General features: G+C 68.6%; 17 protein-coding genes. 8 read left to right on the top strand and 9 right to left on the bottom strand.

The window, feature by feature from the left end:
• Positions 1–100 precede the first annotated feature (100 nt).
• The gene (locus GC106_RS20015; RefSeq protein WP_173132765.1) at positions 101–1,678 is read right to left on the bottom strand and encodes an AMP-binding protein; all 1,578 of its coding nucleotides are present in this window, start codon (positions 1,676–1,678) and stop codon (positions 101–103) included.
• A gap of 40 nt (positions 1,679–1,718) precedes the next feature.
• Positions 1,719–1,955 carry an acyl carrier protein gene (locus GC106_RS20010; protein WP_173132763.1) on the bottom strand — a complete coding sequence of 79 codons (237 nt, stop codon included), beginning with the start codon at positions 1,953–1,955 and terminating at the stop codon, positions 1,719–1,721.
• Between the two features lie 121 nt (positions 1,956–2,076).
• Here GC106_RS20010 and GC106_RS20005 point away from each other — a divergent pair, with 121 nt between their 5' ends.
• The 3 genes from GC106_RS20005 to GC106_RS19995 are packed head-to-tail and all read left to right on the top strand — an operon-like array spanning position 2,077 to position 7,162.
• Positions 2,077–3,621 carry an AMP-binding protein gene (locus tag GC106_RS20005; RefSeq protein WP_173132761.1) on the top strand — a complete coding sequence of 515 codons (1,545 nt, stop codon included), beginning with the start codon at positions 2,077–2,079 and terminating at the stop codon, positions 3,619–3,621.
• Positions 3,618–5,969 carry a penicillin acylase family protein gene (locus tag GC106_RS20000; RefSeq protein WP_173132758.1) on the top strand — a complete coding sequence of 784 codons (2,352 nt, stop codon included), beginning with the start codon at positions 3,618–3,620 and terminating at the stop codon, positions 5,967–5,969. The genes GC106_RS20005 and GC106_RS20000 overlap by 4 nt, the downstream gene beginning before the upstream one ends.
• Positions 5,966–7,162 (top strand): cytochrome P450, encoded by a 1,197-nt coding sequence (locus tag GC106_RS19995; RefSeq protein WP_173132755.1) that lies wholly within the window; start codon positions 5,966–5,968, stop codon positions 7,160–7,162. The genes GC106_RS20000 and GC106_RS19995 overlap by 4 nt, the downstream gene beginning before the upstream one ends.
• Here GC106_RS19995 and GC106_RS19990 read toward each other — a convergent pair.
• Genes GC106_RS19990 through GC106_RS19975 form a run of 4 tightly spaced genes read right to left on the bottom strand, consistent with a single transcriptional unit; the run spans position 7,152 to position 11,653 of the window.
• A complete protein-coding gene (locus GC106_RS19990) occupies positions 7,152–8,066 on the bottom strand; it encodes an ACP S-malonyltransferase (protein WP_173132753.1) in 915 nt (304 codons plus the stop codon). The genes GC106_RS19995 and GC106_RS19990 overlap by 11 nt on opposite strands.
• A gap of 14 nt (positions 8,067–8,080) precedes the next feature.
• Entirely contained in the window at positions 8,081–9,340 is a 1,260-nt protein-coding gene (locus tag GC106_RS19985; protein WP_173132750.1) for a pyridoxal phosphate-dependent aminotransferase, read from the bottom strand.
• A gap of 19 nt (positions 9,341–9,359) precedes the next feature.
• Positions 9,360–10,718 carry a KamA family radical SAM protein gene (locus GC106_RS19980; protein ID WP_173132747.1) on the bottom strand — a complete coding sequence of 453 codons (1,359 nt, stop codon included), beginning with the start codon at positions 10,716–10,718 and terminating at the stop codon, positions 9,360–9,362.
• Between the two features lie 38 nt (positions 10,719–10,756).
• Positions 10,757–11,653: a proline iminopeptidase-family hydrolase gene (locus GC106_RS19975; protein WP_173132744.1), complete on the bottom strand. Its 897-nt coding sequence runs from the start codon at positions 11,651–11,653 to the stop codon at positions 10,757–10,759.
• Positions 11,654–11,804: 151 nt separating this feature from the next.
• Between GC106_RS19975 and GC106_RS19970 the strand changes: the two genes are divergently transcribed.
• Together GC106_RS19970 and GC106_RS19965 are read left to right on the top strand one after the other, a co-directional pair.
• Positions 11,805–13,037: a nucleotide disphospho-sugar-binding domain-containing protein gene (locus tag GC106_RS19970; RefSeq protein ID WP_173132948.1), complete on the top strand. Its 1,233-nt coding sequence runs from the start codon at positions 11,805–11,807 to the stop codon at positions 13,035–13,037.
• Between the two features lie 264 nt (positions 13,038–13,301).
• A complete protein-coding gene (locus GC106_RS19965) occupies positions 13,302–14,582 on the top strand; it encodes an acyltransferase family protein (protein WP_173132741.1) in 1,281 nt (426 codons plus the stop codon).
• Between the two features lie 46 nt (positions 14,583–14,628).
• Here GC106_RS19965 and GC106_RS19960 read toward each other — a convergent pair whose 3' ends face one another.
• Together GC106_RS19960 and GC106_RS19955 are read right to left on the bottom strand one after the other, a co-directional pair.
• On the bottom strand, positions 14,629–15,120 hold the full coding sequence (locus GC106_RS19960; RefSeq protein ID WP_173132738.1) for an SRPBCC domain-containing protein: 492 nt from the start codon (positions 15,118–15,120) through the stop codon (positions 14,629–14,631).
• A 24-nt stretch (positions 15,121–15,144) separates the two neighbouring features.
• On the bottom strand, positions 15,145–16,077 hold the full coding sequence (locus GC106_RS19955; RefSeq protein WP_173132735.1) for a LysR family transcriptional regulator: 933 nt from the start codon (positions 16,075–16,077) through the stop codon (positions 15,145–15,147).
• A 130-nt stretch (positions 16,078–16,207) separates the two neighbouring features.
• Between GC106_RS19955 and GC106_RS19950 the strand changes: the two genes are divergently transcribed.
• Positions 16,208–17,437: an MFS transporter gene (locus tag GC106_RS19950; protein WP_173132732.1), complete on the top strand. Its 1,230-nt coding sequence runs from the start codon at positions 16,208–16,210 to the stop codon at positions 17,435–17,437.
• 203 nt (positions 17,438–17,640) lie between these two features.
• On the opposite strand, the gene GC106_RS19945 is transcribed toward GC106_RS19950, so the two are convergent.
• The gene (locus GC106_RS19945) at positions 17,641–18,384 is read right to left on the bottom strand and encodes a helix-turn-helix transcriptional regulator (RefSeq protein ID WP_312872748.1); all 744 of its coding nucleotides are present in this window, start codon (positions 18,382–18,384) and stop codon (positions 17,641–17,643) included.
• Between the two features lie 56 nt (positions 18,385–18,440).
• On the opposite strand from GC106_RS19945, the gene GC106_RS19940 reads away from it, so the two are divergent.
• Together GC106_RS19940 and GC106_RS19935 are read left to right on the top strand one after the other, a co-directional pair.
• Positions 18,441–18,806, top strand: a complete 366-nt coding sequence (locus GC106_RS19940; RefSeq protein ID WP_173132729.1) for a DUF4345 domain-containing protein — start codon at positions 18,441–18,443, stop codon at positions 18,804–18,806.
• A gap of 350 nt (positions 18,807–19,156) precedes the next feature.
• A complete protein-coding gene (locus tag GC106_RS19935) occupies positions 19,157–20,032 on the top strand; it encodes a sulfotransferase domain-containing protein (RefSeq protein WP_173132727.1) in 876 nt (291 codons plus the stop codon).
• Positions 20,033–20,144 lie beyond the last annotated feature (112 nt).

Here is a 20,144-nt window from a genome sequence, read left to right as displayed (position 1 = left end):
TCAGGGTTAGAACCCTGATAAACACTCACGAGGTTTGACCTGGGCAGACTGATGCGGTGGCCACATGGATGTGGCCACCGCATCGATTACGTTTACCGGGTCAGGCGACTACTTCGGCGAGGGCGGCCCGGTCCACCTTGCCGTTCACGGTGACCGGCAGCTCGTCCAGCACGCGGATCTCCCGCGGCACCATGTAGTCCGGCAGTGCCTCCATGCAGAACGCCGCCAGCTCCAGCTCGTCGACGGACTCCACGTCCTGCGCCAGCACGACGAACACCGCGAGTGCCGGATCGACGTCCGCGGGCAGCAGCAGCGCGCAGGCCGCCGCGACGCCGGGGAACTGCGCCACGCGCCGCTCCACTTCGGCCAGTTCGACGCGGTTGCCGCGGATCTTGACCAGGGAGTCGGCGCGGCCGACGAAGTACAGTTCGCCGCCCTCGCCACGGTAGGCGAGGTCGCCGGTGCGGTACACCGTCTGGCCGGTCAGCGGATTGGTCGGGTCAGGCACCAGTGCCTTCGCCGTCGCCGCCGGGTCGCCCCAGTACGCCGTGAACAGTGCGGAGCTGCGCAGGTAGATGTTGCCGACCACGCCGGGTTCGGCGACGTGCCGGTTGTCGTCGTCGAGCAGCATCATCTCGGCGCCGGGGTGGGCGAATCCGATGGACAGCCGCTCCATGTCCGCCGGGATCGGGCGGGGCACGTCGGTGAACGAGGACGCGACCGACTCGGTGCTGCCGAAGCAGTTCACGATCCGCGCCGCCGGCAGCAGGCCCTGCAGCTGACGCAACTCCGGCAACGGGAACGGCTCGCCGGAGAACAACACGCCACGGATCTGCTCGCCGAGCTCACCCAGCTGCTCGGGCTCGTGCTTCAGCACCGAACGCCAGATCGACGGCACGCCGTTCACCTGGGTCGCTCCGGTGTCACGCAGGAACTTCACGAACCGCCGTGGCCAGCGCAGCAGGGGCCGCGGCACCGGTACCACCGTCGCGCCGCTGCCCAGCGCGAGGCCGATGTCGAGCAGGGAGAAGTCGAAGTGGAACGGCGAGGTGGTGGCGACACGGCTCTCCGGCCCGACGATGCCGTGCTGCAGCATGCCCCGGTAGAACGCGAGGATGCCGCGGTGGCTCATCACCACGCCCTTGGGCCGCCCGGTGGTGCCCGACGTGAAGACCATGTACGCCGGATCGGCCGAGACGATCTCGCGGCGGAACTGCCCGCGGGGCTGGGGCGCACGGTCGATGGTCACGCCGTCCGGCCCGAACCGTCCGGTGCCGACCTCGGCCGGGATGCCGTCCCGGCGGCCGTCGTCCGGCTGCAGGTAGAGCGCGGGACCGGTCGCCTCGATGATCGACAGCAGCCGTTGCGCCGGGATCTCCGGGCTGACCGGAACGAACGGCAGGCCCAGCGACGAGCACGCCAGGAACGTCGCGATCGCCGACGGCGAGGTGTTCGATTCCAGGATGATCCGGTCGCCCATGTCCAGGCCCAGCTCGCCCAGGGTCCGCACGCATTCCTCGACCCGGCGCTGGAGTTGCCGGTAGGAGATCGTCCCGGCCTCGTTGCCCGCGAATTCGACGACCGCCGCCTTGTCCGGGGTCAGCCGTGCGCCGAGCAGAAGGAATTCATGCAACGTCTCGACGGAATTGTGCGCCCGCGCGAATACTTCACGGCTCATGTCCGCGTCACCCCTATCCAGCCCTTCATCACCCGCACCCCTACCTGACCGACTCGAGCGTCCGCCACAACCGGCCGGGCGTCTCGAAGTTCTCCAGCGTCAGCGCGTCGTCGGCGAGCCGGACCTGGTACAGCTTCTCCACCGAGGAGAGCACCTCCACCATGGCCAGCGAGTCCAGCCCCAGTTCACGCAGCGGTGTGTGCTCGTCGAGCGGTTCGTCCGCGGCCAGATAGGGCAGGTGGCCGCGCAGCAACTCTTCGAACTGGTCGTCCCACATGGTCACTCCGGAATCAGAATCAAGGGTTGCCATCACGGCCGGCACGCCCGATTGTCGACTTCGGTTAGCGCACCAGGTTTCCTCGCCGCTCAACAACCCCTAATCCACACGGAGGTCCGGCATGGACGACACGCACGGGCTGCATGCACGATTTCTCCGCGGCTTGGCGAAGGCGCCGGACGGTGTCGCGGTGCGGGCGGGGCGCGAGGCCATCACCTACCGGCGAATGCACGAGCAGGCGCTGTTGTGGGGCGGCGCGCTGGCCCGGTCCACGTCCCCCGCCGTGGGCGTCCTCGCCACCAAGGGCATCACCGCGTACACGGGAATCCTCGCGACGCTCTACGCGGGTGCGACTGTCGTGCCGTTGCGACCGGATTTCCCCGCGGCCCGCACCCGCCAGATGCTGGACGCGTCCGGTGCCACCACGATGGTGGTCGACCACAAAGGACAGTCGCTGCTGGCGGACGTGCTCGGTGACCGCGATGACTTCACGGTGATCTCCCCTGAGACCGCGGTGCCCGAGCGGGACGCGCTGGACGAGCCCGCCCACGTCAAACCCGGTGACACCGCATACATCCTGTTCACGTCCGGGTCGACCGGGCGCCCCAAGGGCGTGGTCCTCGGCCATGGAGGCATGGATCACTACTTCCGGCTGCAGGACGAGCGCTACGACTTCACCCCGGACGACGTGTTCTCGCAGGCGTTCGACCTGAACTTCGACTGTTCGGTGTTCGACATGTTCTGCGCGTGGAACGCGGGCGCCACTGTGGTGCCGATCCCCGCGCAGGCCTACCGGGAACTGCCCGACTTCCTTGCCGAGCAACGGATGTCGGTATGGTTTTCCACGCCGAGCGTGATCGATCTGATCCGGCGGATGGGTAGTCTCACCGACCACGCGATGCCCGGCCTGCGGTGGAGTTTCTTCGCCGGGGAGGCGCTCAAGTGCCGTGACGCCGACGACTGGCTACGGGCCGCATCAGGTTCGACGCTGGAAAACCTCTACGGCCCCACGGAACTGACCATTACGGTGGCCGCGCACCGATGGTCCGAAAAGCACTCCCCGGGCAACGCGATCAACGGGGTCGCGCCGATCGGCGCCGTGCACGACGGCCATGACTACCTACTGCTGGACGACGACGGACAATCCACCGAGACCGAAGGAGAGCTGGCCGTCGCCGGACCGCAACTCGCGGCCGGGTATCTGGACCCGCGCGACGAACAAGGCCGGTTCTTCGAGCGCGACGGGCAACGCTGGTATCGCACCGGTGATCGCGTCCGGCGGCTCCGCGACGGCGAGCTTGGTTACCTGGGCCGCCGCGACTCGCAGATCCAGGTGCAAGGCTGGCGGGTCGAACCGGCCGAGGTCGAACACGCGCTGCGCGAGTGCGGCGTGGCGGACGCGGTGGTCGTCGGCGTGACCGCCGGCGGCAGTACCGAGCTGGTCGCGTTCTACACCGGCGACCGGATGGCGACCGTCGAACTGGTCCGGCGGCTGCGCAAGCTGCTGCCGGACGGCGTGCTGCCCAAGCGTTACCACCACCTGACCGAGTTCCCGTTGAACTCCAACCGGAAGGTCGACCGGTTGCGGCTGACCACCCAGGCCGCGGAACACGGCCAAGCTAGGGGTGTGGCAGCCCAGCCCACGCGCGATAGCTTGCCGGCATGAGGCCGCGTTGGAAGTTATTGGTCGTCGCGGCTGTGCTTTCCGCGTCGGCGTCCGTGACAGTGCCGATGACAGTGTCCGCCGACCAAGCAATCGTCGTGCCCGGACTGCGGCAGCCAGTCACCATGACCGTCGACAAATGGGGTGTGCCGCACATCTTCGCGGCCAACACCAGTGATCTGTTCCTGGCCCAGGGGTTCAACGCCGCACGGGACCGGCTGTTCCAGATCGACACCTGGCGGCGGCGTGGCCTCGGCCGGCTCAGCGAGGTGCTCGGCCCCGGCTACGCCGAGCAGGACCGGGCCGCCCGGCTGTTCCTGTACCGCGGCGACATGGCGGCGGAATGGGCGAGCTACGGCCCGGAGGCGCGATCCGCGGCCACCCGGTTCGCGGCGGGCATCAACGCGTACGTCGACTGGCTCGACCGGAACCCGGCCGCCCTGCCGGAGGAGTTCCGCCAGCTCGGCTACCGGCCCGCACGCTGGAACCCCGAGGACGTGGTCCGCATCCGCACCCACGCGATCGGCAACAACCTGGGGTCGGAGGTCTCCCGCGCCAAGCTCGTGTGCAGCGGCGGGCCGGACGTCAGCAGGTACTTCCGCAAGCTCGAACCGGAGCACACGGCACGAGTGCCGGACGGGCTCGACCCGTGCGCGATCCCCGATGACGTCATCCAGGTCTACAACCTCGCCACGGCGCCGGTGACGTTCGCCAACGGCAGGATGGAAACGTTGCCGGAGCGGTTGAAAACGCTGACCGGCAGCAACGCGTGGGCCGTTTCACCGGAAAGGACGGCGACCGGCAGGCCGATCCTCGCCGGTGACCCGCACCGCGAGAACTACATGGCGCCCGCGAACCGGTACATCGCGCACCTCTCCGCACCCGGCCTCAACATCATCGGCGCGGGCGAACCGTGGAACCCGGGCATCAGCATGGGGCACAACGGGAGCATCGCGTTCGGGCTGACCAACCTGCCGACCGACCAGACCGACTTGTACGTCTACGAGCTCGACCCCGACGACCCCACCCGGTACCGCTACCGCGACGGCTGGGAGCGGATGAAGACCATCACCGAGGACGTCCCGGTGGCGGGCGGCTCACCGCGCAGGACCGAATTGTCGTACACCCGGCACGGTCCGGTCGTCAAGATCGACGGAAACCGCGCCTACGCGGTGCGTACAGTGTGGACACAGCCGGGCACGTCGCCGTACCTCGGCAGCCTCAATTTCCAGCGGGCCACCAACTTCGGCGCCTTCGCGCACGCCATGCGGGTCTGGAAGACGCCGAGCTCGAACCTGGTCTACGCGGACACGCGAGGCGACATCGGCTGGGTTCCCGGCGCGATCATCCCCCGGCGGACCGGTTACGACGGCCTGCTCCCGGTGCCCGGAGACGGACGATACGAGTGGAACGGCTTCCACGGCGCCCTGCCGCTCTCGTACAACCCGCAGACCTTCGTCTCGGCCAACGACTACAACTTCCCGCCCGGCCACCCGGCCCTGCCCGGCTACGAATGGGCGGAGGACTACCGCAAGAAGCGGATCGACGAGGTCCTTGCCCAGCGGCCGGTCACCATCCAGGACACCGTGACCCTGCAGAACGACGAGAAGTCCCGCGTCGCCACGATGTTGCTGCCGTACCTCACGAAGCTCAGCTCGACTGACCCGACGACCGGCAAGGCGCTGGCGCTGCTGCGTTCGTATGACGGCGTCACCAGCAAGGACTCCGCGGCGGCCGCGCTGTTCGAAACCTGGCTGATGCGGTTCCTGCACCCGGCTTGGGCGCACGCCGTGCTGCCCGCACCGGTCGCCGACGAGCTGGTCGCGGCCAGCTTCGACCCGGACTTCCGGATCGTCGCCGACTCCTTCGCCCACCCGGACGGCTGGTTCGGCCGGAACGGCGCCGCGGCCAGGGACAAGCTGCTGCTGGACACCGTCACCCAGGCCTATCAGGACGTCAGCTCGAAACTCGGCGCCGACCCCGGCACCTGGCGGTGGGGCGCGATGCACATCCACATGTTCATGCACCCGCTCGGCGGCCCGAACGTGGGCCCGGTCGAGAAGGGCGGCTCGTTCCACACCGTGCGCACGTCGTTCTACTACTACGCCGTGTTCCCTTCGGCCGAGGTCCTCGGCCCGACCTTCAAGATGGCCCTGGACGTCGGCGCCTGGGACAACTCGCGCGCGATCAACGCGCCCGGTCAGTCCGGCGACCAGCGCAGCCCGCACTACCGCGACCTTGCCCAGTCGTGGACCGAAGGCGGGACGTTCCCGTTGCTCTACGGCAAAGAAGCCATCGACAAGAACGCGCGGAGCACGATCCAGCTCAAGCCGCACCAGGAGAACCGATGACTGTCCCGACGCGAGTCCGCGACTACCCGTTCGAGATGCGGGAGACCAGCGTCTCGTCGCTGTACGCGAAGCTGCGCGACACCGAACCGATGAGCCGGGTGCAGATGCCCTTCGGTGAGGAGGCCTGGCTGGCCACGCGGTACGCCGACGTCAAGCTCGTGATGACCGATCCGCGGTTCAGCCGGGCGATCGCGCAGGGCCTCGACCAGCCGCGGCTGCGCAGGCAGTCGACCGGCGACGGCATCATGGGCATGGACCCGCCCGACCACACGCGGCTGCGCCGCCTGGTCGGCAAGGCCTTCACCGCCCGCCGGATGGAGCAGATGCGCGCCGGCGTGCGTTCGCTGGCCGCCCGGCTGATCGACGACATGATCGCCAACGGCGGGTCCGCCGACCTGGTGGAGGACTTCGCGCGGCTGCTGCCGGTGAACGTGATCTGCGACCTGCTCGGGGTGCCGTTCGCCGACCGGCACGTCTTCCGGCGGTGGACCGAGGGCGTCACCAACGACGAGACCGCCAAGGCGGACGTGCTGTTCGAGATCGGCGGCGAGCTCGACGACTACATGGCCGCGCTGGTCGCGCAGCGCCGCAAGGAGCCGACGGACGACCTGCTCGGTGCCCTCGTGTACGCGCGCGACAACGGCGACAAGCTCAGCGACAACGAGCTGATCGTGCTCGCCGGGGCCGGGCTGCTCACCGGTGGCGTGGAGACCGTGGCCGCGGCGCTGCCCAGTTTCGTGTTCACCCTGCTCACCGAGCCCGGGCTGATCGACCAGCTGCGCCGGGACCCGGAGTTGATGCCGACCGCGGTGGAGGAGTTGCTGCGGTACGTGCCGATCAACACCGCGGCCATGTTCGCCAGGTACGCCCTTGAGGACGTGTGGTTCGGCGACACGCTGGTGCGGACCGGTGACCCGGTGCTGGCCGCGTTGCACGCGGCCAACCGTGATCCGGAGGTTTTCGAGAACCCGGAGAGCATCGACCTGACGCGCAAGAACAACCCGCACCTGACGTTCGGGCACGGGCCGCACCACTGCATCGGGGCTCAGCTGGCCCGGATGGAGCTGCGGGAGTCGTTGAGCGAGCTGCTGACCCGGTTCCCCGGGCTGCGCCTGGCCGGCGGCCCGCAGAGCGTCGAATGGAAGTACGGCGTGATCGTCCGCGGCCCCTCCCGGTTGCGCATCACCTGGTAGGCCGGGGCGGGCGCATCGCCAGCCGCAGGTCGACCGGCGTGACGTCGAAGTTGCGGGTCGTGCAGGGGACACGGCCGAACAGGCTGTCCTGTCCGGACACGTACACGGTCTGGACATCCAGCCCCAACAACGTGTCCACCACCTCAGGCCACTGCACGGCCCGCACGAAACCGTCCAGCAGCATCGTGCGTACGCCGTCGCCGGTCTTGCGGACCGAGCCGTCCTGGTCGGCGACCACCGGGATCACCGGGTCGGCGAACTCCAGTTCGCCGAACAGGTCCGTTTCGACGCGGTCACGCAGCGGGGCGAACGTGCTCGAGTGCATCGGCGGGTCCATTGTGTACAGCGGGAGACCACCGGCCGCGCGGATTCGCCGCTGTAGCCAGTCCAGGCGCTCTTCGCGCAGCGACACCATGTAGAAGTCGTGGTCGATGTGGCAGGAGATCTCGTGCCAGTCGTCCAGTTCGGCCAGGATCTCCTTGAGGCTTTCCCGTGGGGTGCGCGCGAACGAGTGCGTCACGATCCCGGGCAGGTCCTCGGTGAAGAACCTGGTCTCGTACTCGGAGAGCTTCGCGGTCAGCCACACCGCGTCGCGGAAGGTCAGCGAGCCCGAGTACGTCGCCGCGGCCTTCCCGCCGAAGCTCGGGCCGGCGCAGAACCGGGCGGCCATGCCCAGGTTCTCCTCGGCCCAGCGCGCGAGGGCCAGGCACGTCACCAGGAACGCGACCTGCGCCGCCTCGGAGTAGTCGCTCTCGCTGACGCGGTAACGGTCGATCACGTTGTACCCGACGGTGTCCGAGGCCTGCCCGGCCATCTCCCGGGCCACCGGGTTGATCAGCAGGAACTTGCCCACGTCGGCGAAGACCTGGGGTCCCATGCCGGGGAAGACGATCGCGGTGCTCATCAGCCGGACTCCTTTCAGCCCGCGGCCAGCTTGGTGAAGCCGCGCTCGATGTCGGCGAGCGCTTCGGCGATGTGGGGCAGCTTCAGCGGGTCCTCGGCCCGCAGGGCGGCCCACTGCCCGCCCCGGGTCCGGCCGTAGAGCATGCTGGTCGCGGCCCGGAACCGGAGGGCACGCGGATCGTCACCGAAGTGGACACCGGCGAGCACGGCGATGCCGAGTTCCTCGATCAGGTGGCGCTGCAACGACTCGCCGTCCGTCACGCCAAGGCGGGCCAATGATTCCCGCAGCGGAGCGAAGTCCGGGTAGACGTAGAACCCGCCGGTCGGCGGACGGCACTGCGCGCCCGCGGCCACAACGATGTCGTACACCGCTTTGGCGACCGTGCCGTGCAGCCGTGCGCTGGCGCGCAGGTGCGCGCACACCTCGGGCGGTTCGCTGAACGCGTACTCGGCGACCGCCTGCATCGGACCGGCCAATGTGGACCATATCTCGCTGGCGACCGAGGCGACGTCGTCGCGCATCCGCTCGCCCCCAGGCCCTTCGGGGAAGCGCACAACGCCGATCCGCCAGCCGCCGAGCGCGAGGCTCTTGCTCAGCCCGGTCACCACGATGGTGCGATGCGGGACGACCTCCGCGGGGCTGAGGTACGGCATCGCCGGATCGTGCGGGATGTCGCGGTAGATCTCGTCGGAGACCAGCAGCAGGTCCTCGTCCTCGGCGACCGCGCAGATCGCCCGGATGATCTCCGGTGGCGCGGTCGTCCCGGTGGGATTGTCCGGCGACGTCAGCACGACGATGCGGGGATCGTGACCGAGCGCCCGTGCGGCGCGGATGGTCTCGCGCATCGCGTCCGGATCGGGCACCCCACCGCATTCCGGCGGGATCGGCACGCCGAACGCGCGCTTGCCCGCGAGTGTCGCCTGTGGACCGTAGGTCACCCAGCATGGCTGGGGCAGCAGCACGTCGCCGGGGTGGACCATGTCCAGCGCCAGCAGCAACGGCTTGCTGCCGGGCGCCACGACCACCTGGTGCGCCTCGGTCGGCAGGCCGCGCCGGGCGAAGTACCCTGCCACCGCCGCCCTGACCCCGGCGTCGCCGACGACCGGGCCGTAGGCGTTGCGGTCGGTCCCTGCGGCCAGCCGGTCGGCCAACGGGGGGAACACGGGCAGGCGCGACTCGCCGAACCCGAGGTGCACGATCCGTTCGCCCTCGGCCTGGCGCCGTGCGACAAGCTGGTCGAGGGCGAGATTCGGGGAGACCTTCCGGCGGCCCATCGCGGGTCCTTCCGTGACGTCAGTGGGTGGTGCCGGACAGGGCCGGCTTCTGCGCGCCGATCGCGCCGGTGATCGCCGCCGCGATGTCGGCGGGGGCTGACGGGTCCAGTTCGAGCTGGTCCAGCCACGCCGCGGTGCTGGAGAACCGGGCCCGGAACGGCCTGCCCACCAGTTCCGGATCGCGGGCCTGCAGCATCCGCAACTGGAAGAGCCGTCCCCGCGGGGTGTCCTCGACCCCTTCCACCATGACCTTTCCCGGCGTCGCGGACATCACCGGACCGCGCACGGTCCGGGCAAGCCCAGGCAGGGTCCGGTAGGCCGTGCGGAAGATCTCCAGGCCGGTGGCCAACGGGACTTCGAAGTAGTGCCGTGGGCCGGTGTCCCGTTCCACGAACATGTAGTACGGCACCGCGCCCGCGGCGAGCTCGGCCCGCCACATGTCGGCCCAGACCCGGGGATCGTCGTTGACGTGCGCGATCAGCGGCGCCTGGCAGTAGATCAGCGCCCCGGTGGCCCGGATGCGGGCGAGCGCCTTGCGCGCGATGTCGGTCTCCAGCTCACGGGGGTGGCTGAAGTGCGCCATCACGGCCAGGTTGCGGCCGGACGCGACCACCTGCTCGAACAGCCGCAGCACGTCGTCGGCGTCCGCGTCGGTGACGAACCGGTGCGGCCAGTACGCGACGGACTTGGTGCCGATCCGGATGGTCTGCACGGTGTCCACCGCCAGGATCGGCTCCAGGTGGCTACGCAACCGCTCGGTGGACATCACCATCGGGTCGCCGCCGGTGATCAGCACGTCCGACACGGCCGGATGGCCGCGCAGGTACCGGACGAGCAGTTCCGGTCCGGGCGCGGCGAACCGGAGGTCCGCGTCCCCGATGAACTGCGCCCACCGGAAGCAGTACGTGCAGTAGGCGTGGCAGGTCTGGCCCTGCTGCGGGAAGTACAGCACGGTTTCCCGGTACTTGTGTTGCATGCCAGGCAGTTCCGTACCGGCCAGCTCGGGCACGTTCAGCTGCTTCTGCCCGGACGGGTGCGGGTTGAGCTCGGCCCGGATCCGGCTGACCTCCGCGGCGATCTCCCGCCTGGTGCCGCGCCGCCCGGACAGCTCGATCAGCTTTCGCTCGTCGTCCGGCTTGAGCATTCCCCGTTGCGGGAACACCAGCTGGAACAGGGGATCCTCCGGGATCCGGTGCCAGTCGACCAAAGTGGACAGCACGTAGTCGTTGACGCGGAAAGGCAACACCTGCGAGACCGCGCGGACCGCTTCGAGAGCGTCGGCGGGCAGGCCGTACCGCGCGGCGACCTCACCGATGTGCTGCGGGCCGATCGTGCGGAACCGGGTGGCTTCGGCAGAGTTCAGGACCCCCAGTGACATGACTTCGAGCCTAGACTCCAGCCCGGTCCGCACAACCCCTAGAGCGTGCCGAGGAACTCGACCAGTGTGGCGTGGAACCGTTCCGGCTCCTCAAGGTGCGGCATGTGACTGGATTCCGGGAAGATCTCCCACCGCACATCCGGGATGCGTTCGGCGAACGGCCGCACGGTGACCGGCGTCGCCTCGTCGTACTCGCCCGAGATCACCAAGGTCGGCACGGCGATGTCCGGCAGGCAGTCCACGACGGAATAGTCCTTGAGCGTACCGATCACATGGAACTCACTCGGCCCGTTCATCGCGTGGTAGACGGTCGGATCGTCGGAGATCTCCATGGTGGTGGCGAGATATTCCTTGGGCCACGGCTGGATCCGGCACACGTGCCGGTCGTTGAACACGCGGACCGCGTCGTGGTACTCCTTGCTGTCCGTGGTCCCAGCGGCTTCGTGCTTGCGCAGCGTCGCGTCCACTTCGGGCGGCAACCCGGCGCGCAGCACCGCCATTTCCTGGCGCCACAGCGGGTACGAGGCGGGGGAGTCGGCGATCACCAGGCCGCGCAAGCCGTCCGGCCGGTTCGCGGCGTGTCGCGCGGCCAGCACGCCACCCCAGGAATGCCCGACGAGCACGTAGTCGTCGGCGATTCCCAGCTGCCGCACCAGGTTGTCCAGCTCGTCGAGGAACAGCGGGACAGTCCAGAAGTCAGGGCCCGCGTCCGGGAGATGGGTGGAGCCGCCGCTGCCGAGCTGGTCGTAGTGCACGACCGGCCAGCCCGCGTCGTGCAACGAACACAGGTTCAGCAGGTAGTCGTGCGTGCTGCCCGGTCCGCCGTGCACGACGACCACGGCCGGCCGTCGTCCGTCCGGTCTGCCGGTCATCCGGTACCACGTGCGATGTTCGCGGAATGCGATCCGCCCCTTGGTGGTGGGCGCCACGGCCATGCTCACCACCCTGTGTCTAGCGCCGGGCAGGGAGGCGCACCAGCCCTTAAGGGGTCGTCCACCCCTATTCTCTGATCCGGGGGACTTCGGCGGCGTGCGCCGGCGCTACCGTGGCGACCACGTCCGAGTATTGGAGAGTCACGTGCGCGTCATGCTGATCGTCTTCCCGACCAGAACACATGTCTACAGCATGGCACCGGTCGGCTGGGCACTGCGCGCAGCCGGGCACGAGGTGCGCTATGTCGGCCCTCGCAATCCGTCGGAGGTCGAGCCGTTCCTGGAGACCGGCCTGGACGCGATGTGGTTCGGCGACGACGTGGACATCGCCCGCGAACGGAAACTCGGCGACACGGGCTCGTCCAACGCGATGGACGACGACTTCAAGCTGTCGGAAACCCGGCAGGAACGCTACACCGCGGAGTACGTGCGCGCCGTGCACGAGATGTGGGTGGACGTGTTCCGCTGGATCACTCCCGACTCACTGCTGGACGAGCTGCTGTCGTTCGCCAAGCAATGGCAACCGGATCTGGTGGTCTGGGACCCGCTGATGTACGCGGGCCCGCTCGTTGCCCACGTGGTCGGTGCTGCCCATGTCCGCATGCTGTACGCGGCCGACCAGACCGCGCGGATCAGCTTCCAGTACCAGGAACTCGGCGAGCGGCGCGATCCGTTGGTGGAGTGGATGTCCGGCTGGCTGGGCAAGCACGGCCGCGAGTTCGACGAGACGCTGCGCTTCGGGATGGCCACCATCGACCCGTCCCCGTCCTGCATTCGCTACGACCTCGACGTGAACTACATCCCGGTGCGCTTCGTCCCGGTGAACCGGCCGCTGCCGATTCCCCGGTGGGTGGTGGAGGAACCGGCGCGGCCTCGGGTCTGCCTGACGCTGGGCGTGTCGAACCGGCAGGTGCACGGCCGCGAGGAGGCCTCGGTGCTGGATCTCCTCGATGGCCTGGGCGAGCTGGACATCGAGGTCATCGCCACGCTGAGCGCCGACCAACTGGCCTCAGTGGACAGAGTGCCCGCCAACGTGCGAGCCGTCGACTTCATCCCGATGAACGAGGCACTGGCGAGCTGCTCGGCGATCGTGCACCAGGGCGGCGGCGCGACCGTGGGCAACGCTGTCGTCAACGGCGTACCGCAGCTCATCGTCCCCGGTACCACCTGGAGTGAACGGGCTTCCGCGCTCGCCCAGGAGGAACGTGGCTACGGCCTGCTGCTCGACCTGGCCGACCTGACCGCTTCGTCGGTCCGGTCCGGCGTCGAGCGCCTGATCACCGAGCCGTCGTTCGCCCGGTGTGCGGCCGAAGTGCGGCAGGAGATGCTCGACACCCCAACGCTTTCGGACATCGTGCCGGATCTGGAGGCGCTCGCCTCGCGCTGAACCACCCACCGACAGGCTCGTCCGCGAACCGTCGTTCAGTTCACTGTGGACGGCTCGCGGACGGGCCTGTCCATGCGCGTGCCCGGCGACGGGCGGGATGCCCCTATTTCGCCCCTATTGTCCACATCAGGGGTCCGCAGCGGGTTTTCCGCCGCGTTACCGTCCGACTGCAGCGGATTTCGCCGACGTTCACCTTTTGACCGGCCGGTCGTCCCGGAGAGTCCGTGCGCGCTTCCCCAGTGACCGACGCAGGAACGGACCAACATGCTGACCACACCACACCAGGAGCAACCGGCGCCCGCGCGGGTACTGCCTTCGCTGACCGGGCTGCGCGCGATAGCGGCCTTTCTCGTCTTCGGTCTGCACTTCATGGCGCTACGCCTGTCCACTCCGGTGGGCTCGGCGCAACCGGAGGGGTCCGACGCGGTCATCGGGATGATCTTCGGCAGTGGCGGGGCCGGTGTCGTGGCCTTCTTCATCCTCAGCGGTTTTGTGCTCACCTGGTCCACTCCGGCCGACCAGCCGGCCGGCCGGTTCTGGTGGCGCCGGTTCGCCAAGATCTACCCGGCGTGCCTGGTCAGCATCCTGGCCGGGTTTGTCCTCTTCGGCCTGCTGATCGGGGCCTGGCCGGACTGGAAGGTGCTGGTGGCGCAGGTGTTGCTGATCCAGGCGTGGCTGCCGGACCAGGCGTACACGCTGAACATCAACCCGGTCACCTGGTCGCTGAGCGTGGAGGTGTTCTTCTACCTGGTGTTCCCCGCGTTGATGCTGATGCTGGCGCGCGCGTCGAAGCGGGCACTGTGGTGGACGGCGGCGGGGTCGGTCGTGGCCACGTTCGTGCTGCCCTACCTGATCAGCGCGAACTTCGACTTCCGCCAGCCGGAGCCGCCGCTGCTGGTGCCGCTGGTGGGTTTCCCGAACGGCTTCAGCTACTGGTTCACCACCTCGTTCCCGCTCATGCGGCTGTTCGAGTTCGTGCTCGGCATCACCATCGCGCTGCTGGTGCGCAAGGGCGTGCGGTTTCCGGTCAACGTGCCGGTGGCGTTGTCGCTCAGCGTGGCCGCGCTGGCGGTGAGCCCGATGCTGCCCGGGATGCTCGGTTCGACGGCGATCGTGATGATCCCGTTCGGGCTGCTCATCGCGGCGCTGGCCAACGCGGATCTCGCCGGTGCCTGGAGCCCGTTGCGGTCCGCGGTGATGGTGTTCCTCGGCAAGATCTCGTACTGCTTCTACCTGGTGCACATCTTCTTCATCGTGTTCAGCATGAGCTACGTGCCGGGGCCGACCGGGGCGATGGACCTGCCCCGGGAGTGGCTGGCCGGGATCGGCGTGATCGACAGCCCGGTCGTCGGACTGCCGGCCTGGGCCAACGTGGCGGTGTTCCTGCTGTACCTGGGTCTGTCGGTGCTTGCCGCGTGGGTGCTGTACACCGTGGTCGAGGTCCCGGCCACGCGGGCGCTGCGCAACGTCCGCCGTCGTCGTGATGAGCGGCCCACGCCGACTCCGGAACCGGAACCGGAACTGGCGGTACGCCCCGTCGGGTGAACCGCCCCGTGCCAACGCGCTCGGTCAGCGCCTGCTGGCCGGGCGTTCAGGCGTGGGAGGTCCGTGCGGCGATCTCGGCCAGGTGGTGCAACGAGTTGGTGAGGTGGTCCGGGCCGAAGGGCGGGAACCGCAGGTACTCCCGGATGGACGGCGGTACCGCCGACCAGTCGTAGGTGAGCGTGACCTCGGTCTGCGACGGGCCAAGGGGCCTGAGGTCGTAACGCCACAGCCAACCGCCGAACTCCAGCCGACCGTCGTCCGTCTCGTACCCCGTCAGCCAGCCGATGGCGCGCGGCGGATCGAACACCCGGACCTTGTTGGCCGTCGTGTAGCCCTTATCCGGGTGATCGTCGTGGTGCATCGACATCCGGAAGACCTGGCCGACCTCGGTCAGCGGCGCGAGGTCGGCGGCTTGCTGGACCCAGCCGGTGCCGTCGATCGCGGCATGGGTCGCCGGGTCCGCCAGCACCGCGAACACCTTCGTCGCGGGCACGGCGAAAGTCAGGGTGGCGCTCACGTTCTCGTCCACAGTGTGCACGCATTTCACCATGTCATCTTCGCCTCAGCGTGCCCAGTCCGGTGTCCAGATGTCCTCGCCGAGCGTCGCCCGATACCGCGTTTCGAGGTAGTCGAGGAAATCGGCGAGGACGGGGTGTGGATTGTCCGCTCGCCAGATCACCGAGAGCGGGTAGACCGGGGTCGGGTTCACCACAGGAATCCTGCGCAGGTCGTAGCTTTCCGGCCAGAGGTAGCGCGAACCTTCGCCGACGAACATGGCGAGCCGGGTCGAGTCCGCGAGTTCCGCGAGGAGTGCCTCGATGCCGAACATCGGCCCGACCGTGTCGATGGTGAGTCCGAACGCCTTCGCCAGATCGTCGTAGTAACCGATTGGCTCGGGGTCGGACATTCCGGGCATCCAGATCGGGTGATCGGTGAGCTCGGCCGGGGTCACGGTCCTGGCGTCGGCCAACGGGTGCCGTGGGCCGACGAGCAGTTCGTGCCGGTCGTCGACGACGCGTGACGACCGGAGTCCGGCCGGGACTGTGCGGGCGGTGGCTCGCAGGGATCGGAAGGTGGCGTCCAGGGTGCCTGCGCTGACTTCGGCCAGCGCCGCCGTGGCGTCGGCGTTGGTCAGCGCGACGACGTCGAGTTCGATGCCGGGGTGCTGCTGGTAGAAGGCCTGAAGGATGTTGGAGGGCGCGATCCTGCGGCTGACGACGTCGATCCGCAAGGGCCTGCGGCCGGGCGTCACGGCCGCGGTGACGCGCTCGGCGGCGCGGAGAAGCTCCCGTGCGTGCGGGAGCAGTGCCTGCCCGTCGACGGTGAGCCGGACGCCCCTGGCGGTCCGCGCGAACAGCACCACCCCGAGTTTCCGCTCCAGGTTGGCGACCCGTTTTGAGGCGGCCTGCTGGGTGATTCCCAGCTCGTCGGCGGCGGCCTGGAACTGACCGGCCTCGGTCACGGCGACGAAGGTACGAACCGCATCGACATCCACGACGCAGAACGTAACCGTACAACGTGGAGTTGTGACACGCCGCTCGATCCGTTGTTGGCGGTGGCGGCCGCCTTCCGGCTTGGATCTCGCGGACAACAGCGGGTTGTCCGGGAACAGGGGAGCGGGGCGAATGCCGGTTTCGCGGCGGAAGGTGAACTTGGGCCGGTCGTTCGGGTGGTTGTGGACCGCCTACGCCGTCAGCGCCTACGGAACAGGGCTGGGGTTCGGGGCGTTCTCGGTCGTCGCGATCACGGTCCTGAACGCAGGCTCGGCGGAAGTGGCGGCCCTGTCGTCATCCGGGCTGGTGATCGGCGCGCTGCTGGCGATCCCGCTCGGGCCATGGATGGAGTTCCGCGCCAAGCGGCCGGTCATGATCACGATGGACGTGATCCGCTCCGCGGCATTGGTCTCGGTACCACTCGCGTACGCGTTCGGTGCGTTGTCCTTCGCGCAGCTCCTGGTGGTCTCCGTGGTCACCGCGGCGGCCAAGATCGCGTTCACAGCCGCCAGCGGCGCCTACCTGAGGACCATCGTTCCCGCTGACGGCCTTCTGGTGGCCACCAGTCGTTTCGAGTCCACCACCTGGTCGGCCACGATCGTCGGCCCGCCACTGGGCGGCGCCGCCATCGGGGTGCTGGGGCCGGTGACGACGGTGGTGATGGATGCCGTGAGCTACCTCCTCTCGGCACTGAGCATCGCGGCGATCAGACAACCGGAGCCGCCACCGAGCCCGCGGCAGACGTCAGCACGCCGGTGGAGCGACCTCGTCGAAGGGTGGCGTTACATCCTCGCCCACCACACGCTGCGCCGGTTCTTCCTCAACGTCATGCTGGTCAACGGACTGATCTCGGCAACCGAGCCGCTGCTGTCGGTGCTGATGCTCTCGGATCTGGGCTTCCCCGTGTGGCAGTACGGGCTGGCGTTCGCTGTTCCGTGTATCGGCGGGCTGATCGGGTCACGACTCGCCCGTCGCATCGCGTCGCGTTGTGGCGAACAGACAGTGCTGCGGGTTTTCGGCGTGTCGCGCGCCTGCTGGCCGCTGGGGCTCGCGTTCATCCAGCCAGGGCTGCCTGGGCTGGTGATCGTGATGGCCACCCAGCTCGGACTGATCATCTGCATGAGCGTCTTCAATCCCGTCCTCGCCGCCTACCGGTTGGCCGGCACCGATGCCGGCCGGCACGCCCGAATGCTCACGGCCTGGTCGATCACCAGCAGCATCAGCATCGCCGTGATCACGATGTTGTGGGGGCTCCTGGCGCAGGTCACCAGCCCGCGTGCGGCCATCGCCCTGGCAGGGGTGCTGCTTCTCGCCACGCCGTTCCTGCTGCCGCGGCGTATCACTACGTCGCAACCGGTTTGATCCGCGCGACCCAAGGCAACGGCGCGGTCGTCCTCGCGGCTCGTCGACGGAAATCCGCGTCGGAGGATTGTCAGTCTGCTCGGCGGGTATTCATCCGGCCATGTGGATCGCATTGGTGACGCCGTTGATGATCATGTTAGTGGTGCTGGGCATGGAACGCCTCGAAGCGCCTGGGCCCCGGAGCCGCACCCGGTCCTGACCGGCTACCCGGCGGCTTCCGCTGACCGTTGGGTGACGATGCGGGTGCCGACGGCGAGCAGCGTGCTCGCGGTCAGCCCGAACATGGTGCGGAAGGTGTCGCTGAAGTGGTTGGCCGAGGCGAAGCCTGCGTCAGTGGCGGCTGTGGTGAGATTCGCGCCGGTGCTGATGGCCGCGGCGACCCGGGTCATGCGTGTCCACATGCGGTAGCGACGCAGGGTTGTCCCCGCGTTTTCGGTGAACAGGTGCAGGAACCGCGACGTGGAGAGGTGCGTCTTGGCTGCGAGCGTCGCCGCACTGAGATCAGGATCTGCTCGTAGCGCGCGCATCGCCGCACGGATTCGCTCGTCGAGCTTCGTTTCCGTGGTCAGCCGTAATGGGGCTGGTGCGGTGCGAACGGACTGGATCAGCGCACGCTCGTCCCGGTGGTTGTATGCGACGGTCTTGGTACGGACCGCCATGAGTTCCCGGGCGTTGTTCGACAGTGAGTAGCTGAACAGCATTCGGCCGGTTCTCGCGATGATTTGATGCCGGGTCCGAGCCGGGATGAACGCGCTCCGCACGCGCTGTTCGCCGATGTCGGCCGCGTGCAGTTCGAAGGGCGCGTCGATGCCCAGCGCGAAACAGTGCACCGAGCCCGAATGCGGGCCGAGGTCGAAGGACGGGCCCAGATAGGTCGCCTGCCCCGGCTGGATCCACAGCGTCGGCTGTTCGGGACAGCAGGTTTCCGGAAGCGGTCGATCGTCCACGACCGTGATGATCGCATCATGGGAAAAGCCGGGCGAAACACGACGCGGGGGCGGACATGGCAAGCGCGGTGATCATCGTGATCGGTGTCTTCTTTCTGGGGATGGGCGGGTACGCGCTGGCAATGCCCGCCGCGCTGGCCCGTCCTTTCCGGATCCGCGCCGACCACCCGGAGGCGAGGTCGGAGATCCGCGCGGTCTATGGCGGGTTCGGGATCGCCGTCGCAGCCGCGCTGGCGCTCGCTGCCGTCGACGTCAACGGAATCCGCACCGGCGTGGTCATCACGGTCGGCCTCGCGTTGACAGGGATGGCGTTCGGCCGGGTCGTGTCCCGGCTGCTCGACACGCCGACCGGTTTCTACCCGATCTGGTTCTACTTCGTCGTCGAGGCAGGCGCCGCCGGACTACTGTTCGTCGCCGCCTGAACGGCTGTCGAAGAGGATCGAATCGAGCAGGACCATGCCCAGCGAGGCGATCCACGGCGTTTGCCGCGAGCCGGGCCACTTGGCGAGCTACTACCAGGAGACAGCGACCAGGCCCGGCCACCTTCTCGGCGAGAACCTCAGTGAACGCATCAGGTGCCTGCCGTGTGACCTGTTGCGCTTGCGAAATTTTCCACGACGTTCGCGCCCGGCCAGGTCCTCGAAGAGATCCGGCCGCGGCACTTTCCTGGTGGCCGGCCTGCCACCGGCGTGGCATCCTGAAACGCGTCCAGCGCGGACGAGCCGGCAGTCGGAGAGCTGAGATGGCTGATTTGCGGCGGTATCGAACGATTGTGTCCGACAGCGCCCTGTGGGCCGACTTCCGGATCCGCGACGGGGACGTCGTAATCAGCACCCCGGCGAAGTGCGGCACCACCTGGATGCAGATGCTGTGCGGGTTGCTGATCTTGGACACCGCGGACTTCGGCCGCCCGCTCACCGAGCTCTCGCCATGGCTGGACGCGGTGACGTTCGACACCGCCGCGATTCTGGCCGAGCTGGAGAGCCAGCAGCACCGGCGCTTCGTCAAGACGCACACGCCGCTCGACGGCTTGCCGTTCGAGGCGGGGGTGACGTACGTCTGCGTCGCGCGTGATCCGCGCGATGCCATGCTGTCCTTCGAAAACGCCGTCGCCAACATGCATCCTGACGCCGTGGCGTCGGCCGGTCTCCCTCCCGAAGTCAGCCAGCCACCCTCACCGGATCCGCTTGAGCGGTTCTGGTTGTGGGCCGAGGCGGACTTCGCCCCCGAATCGGCCACGTTCGGGGTGACGCTGGCCAACCTGGTCCACCACGTACGGACGTTCTGGGAACGCCGCGACGACCCGCGGGTGGCGCTGTTCCACTACGCGGACCTCAAGGCCGATCTGCCTGGCCAGTTGCGGCGTCTCGCCACCGCGCTGTCGATCGAGGCCAGTCCGCGGCGGATCGACCACCTCGCCGCCGCGGCGACCTTCGACCGCATGCGCGAGCGGGCCGACGAACTGGCTCCCGGCGTCGACGCGAACCTGTGGCGGAACAACAAGGACTTCTTCCGGTCCGGCACCAGCGGCAAGTGGCTGGACCTGCTCGACCCGGCGGCCATCGAGCGCTACACCCGCCGGGTGGCCGAGCTCGCGCCCCCGGAACTGGCCGAGTGGCTCCACACAGGGTGGTCGGGGCGTCGCTGAAGACCTCGCTCCACCGGGCGAAAACGGGCCCACACCAAGGAAGTCGGCTCCGGACCTCGGCAGGCACGTGTCGCACCACCACGCGAGCAAGACGTTGACCCGGCTGGAGTTC

The organism is Kibdelosporangium persicum (assembly GCF_013280595.1).
GTDB classification, from domain to species: domain Bacteria; phylum Actinomycetota; class Actinomycetes; order Mycobacteriales; family Pseudonocardiaceae; genus Kibdelosporangium; species Kibdelosporangium persicum.
This window is presented reverse-complemented; position numbering and strand designations above follow the sequence as displayed.

What these genes read in the sequence shown, in the direction of transcription:
- GC106_RS20015 (WP_173132765.1), bottom strand. Translation starts at nt 1,678, where the DNA reads ATGAGCCGTGAAGTATTCGCGCGGGCGCACAATTCCGTCGAGACGTTG.
- GC106_RS20010 (WP_173132763.1), bottom strand. Translation starts at nt 1,955, where the DNA reads ATGTGGGACGACCAGTTCGAAGAGTTGCTGCGCGGCCACCTGCCCTAT.
- GC106_RS20005 (WP_173132761.1), top strand. Translation starts at nt 2,077, where the DNA reads ATGGACGACACGCACGGGCTGCATGCACGATTTCTCCGCGGCTTGGCG.
- GC106_RS20000 (WP_173132758.1), top strand. Translation starts at nt 3,618, where the DNA reads ATGAGGCCGCGTTGGAAGTTATTGGTCGTCGCGGCTGTGCTTTCCGCG.
- GC106_RS19995 (WP_173132755.1), top strand. Translation starts at nt 5,966, where the DNA reads ATGACTGTCCCGACGCGAGTCCGCGACTACCCGTTCGAGATGCGGGAG.
- GC106_RS19990 (WP_173132753.1), bottom strand. Translation starts at nt 8,066, where the DNA reads ATGAGCACCGCGATCGTCTTCCCCGGCATGGGACCCCAGGTCTTCGCC.
- GC106_RS19985 (WP_173132750.1), bottom strand. Translation starts at nt 9,340, where the DNA reads ATGGGCCGCCGGAAGGTCTCCCCGAATCTCGCCCTCGACCAGCTTGTC.
- GC106_RS19980 (WP_173132747.1), bottom strand. Translation starts at nt 10,718, where the DNA reads ATGTCACTGGGGGTCCTGAACTCTGCCGAAGCCACCCGGTTCCGCACG.
- GC106_RS19975 (WP_173132744.1), bottom strand. Translation starts at nt 11,653, where the DNA reads ATGGCCGTGGCGCCCACCACCAAGGGGCGGATCGCATTCCGCGAACAT.
- GC106_RS19970 (WP_173132948.1), top strand. Translation starts at nt 11,805, where the DNA reads ATGCTGATCGTCTTCCCGACCAGAACACATGTCTACAGCATGGCACCG.
- GC106_RS19965 (WP_173132741.1), top strand. Translation starts at nt 13,302, where the DNA reads ATGCTGACCACACCACACCAGGAGCAACCGGCGCCCGCGCGGGTACTG.
- GC106_RS19950 (WP_173132732.1), top strand. Translation starts at nt 16,208, where the DNA reads ATGCCGGTTTCGCGGCGGAAGGTGAACTTGGGCCGGTCGTTCGGGTGG.
- GC106_RS19940 (WP_173132729.1), top strand. Translation starts at nt 18,441, where the DNA reads ATGGCAAGCGCGGTGATCATCGTGATCGGTGTCTTCTTTCTGGGGATG.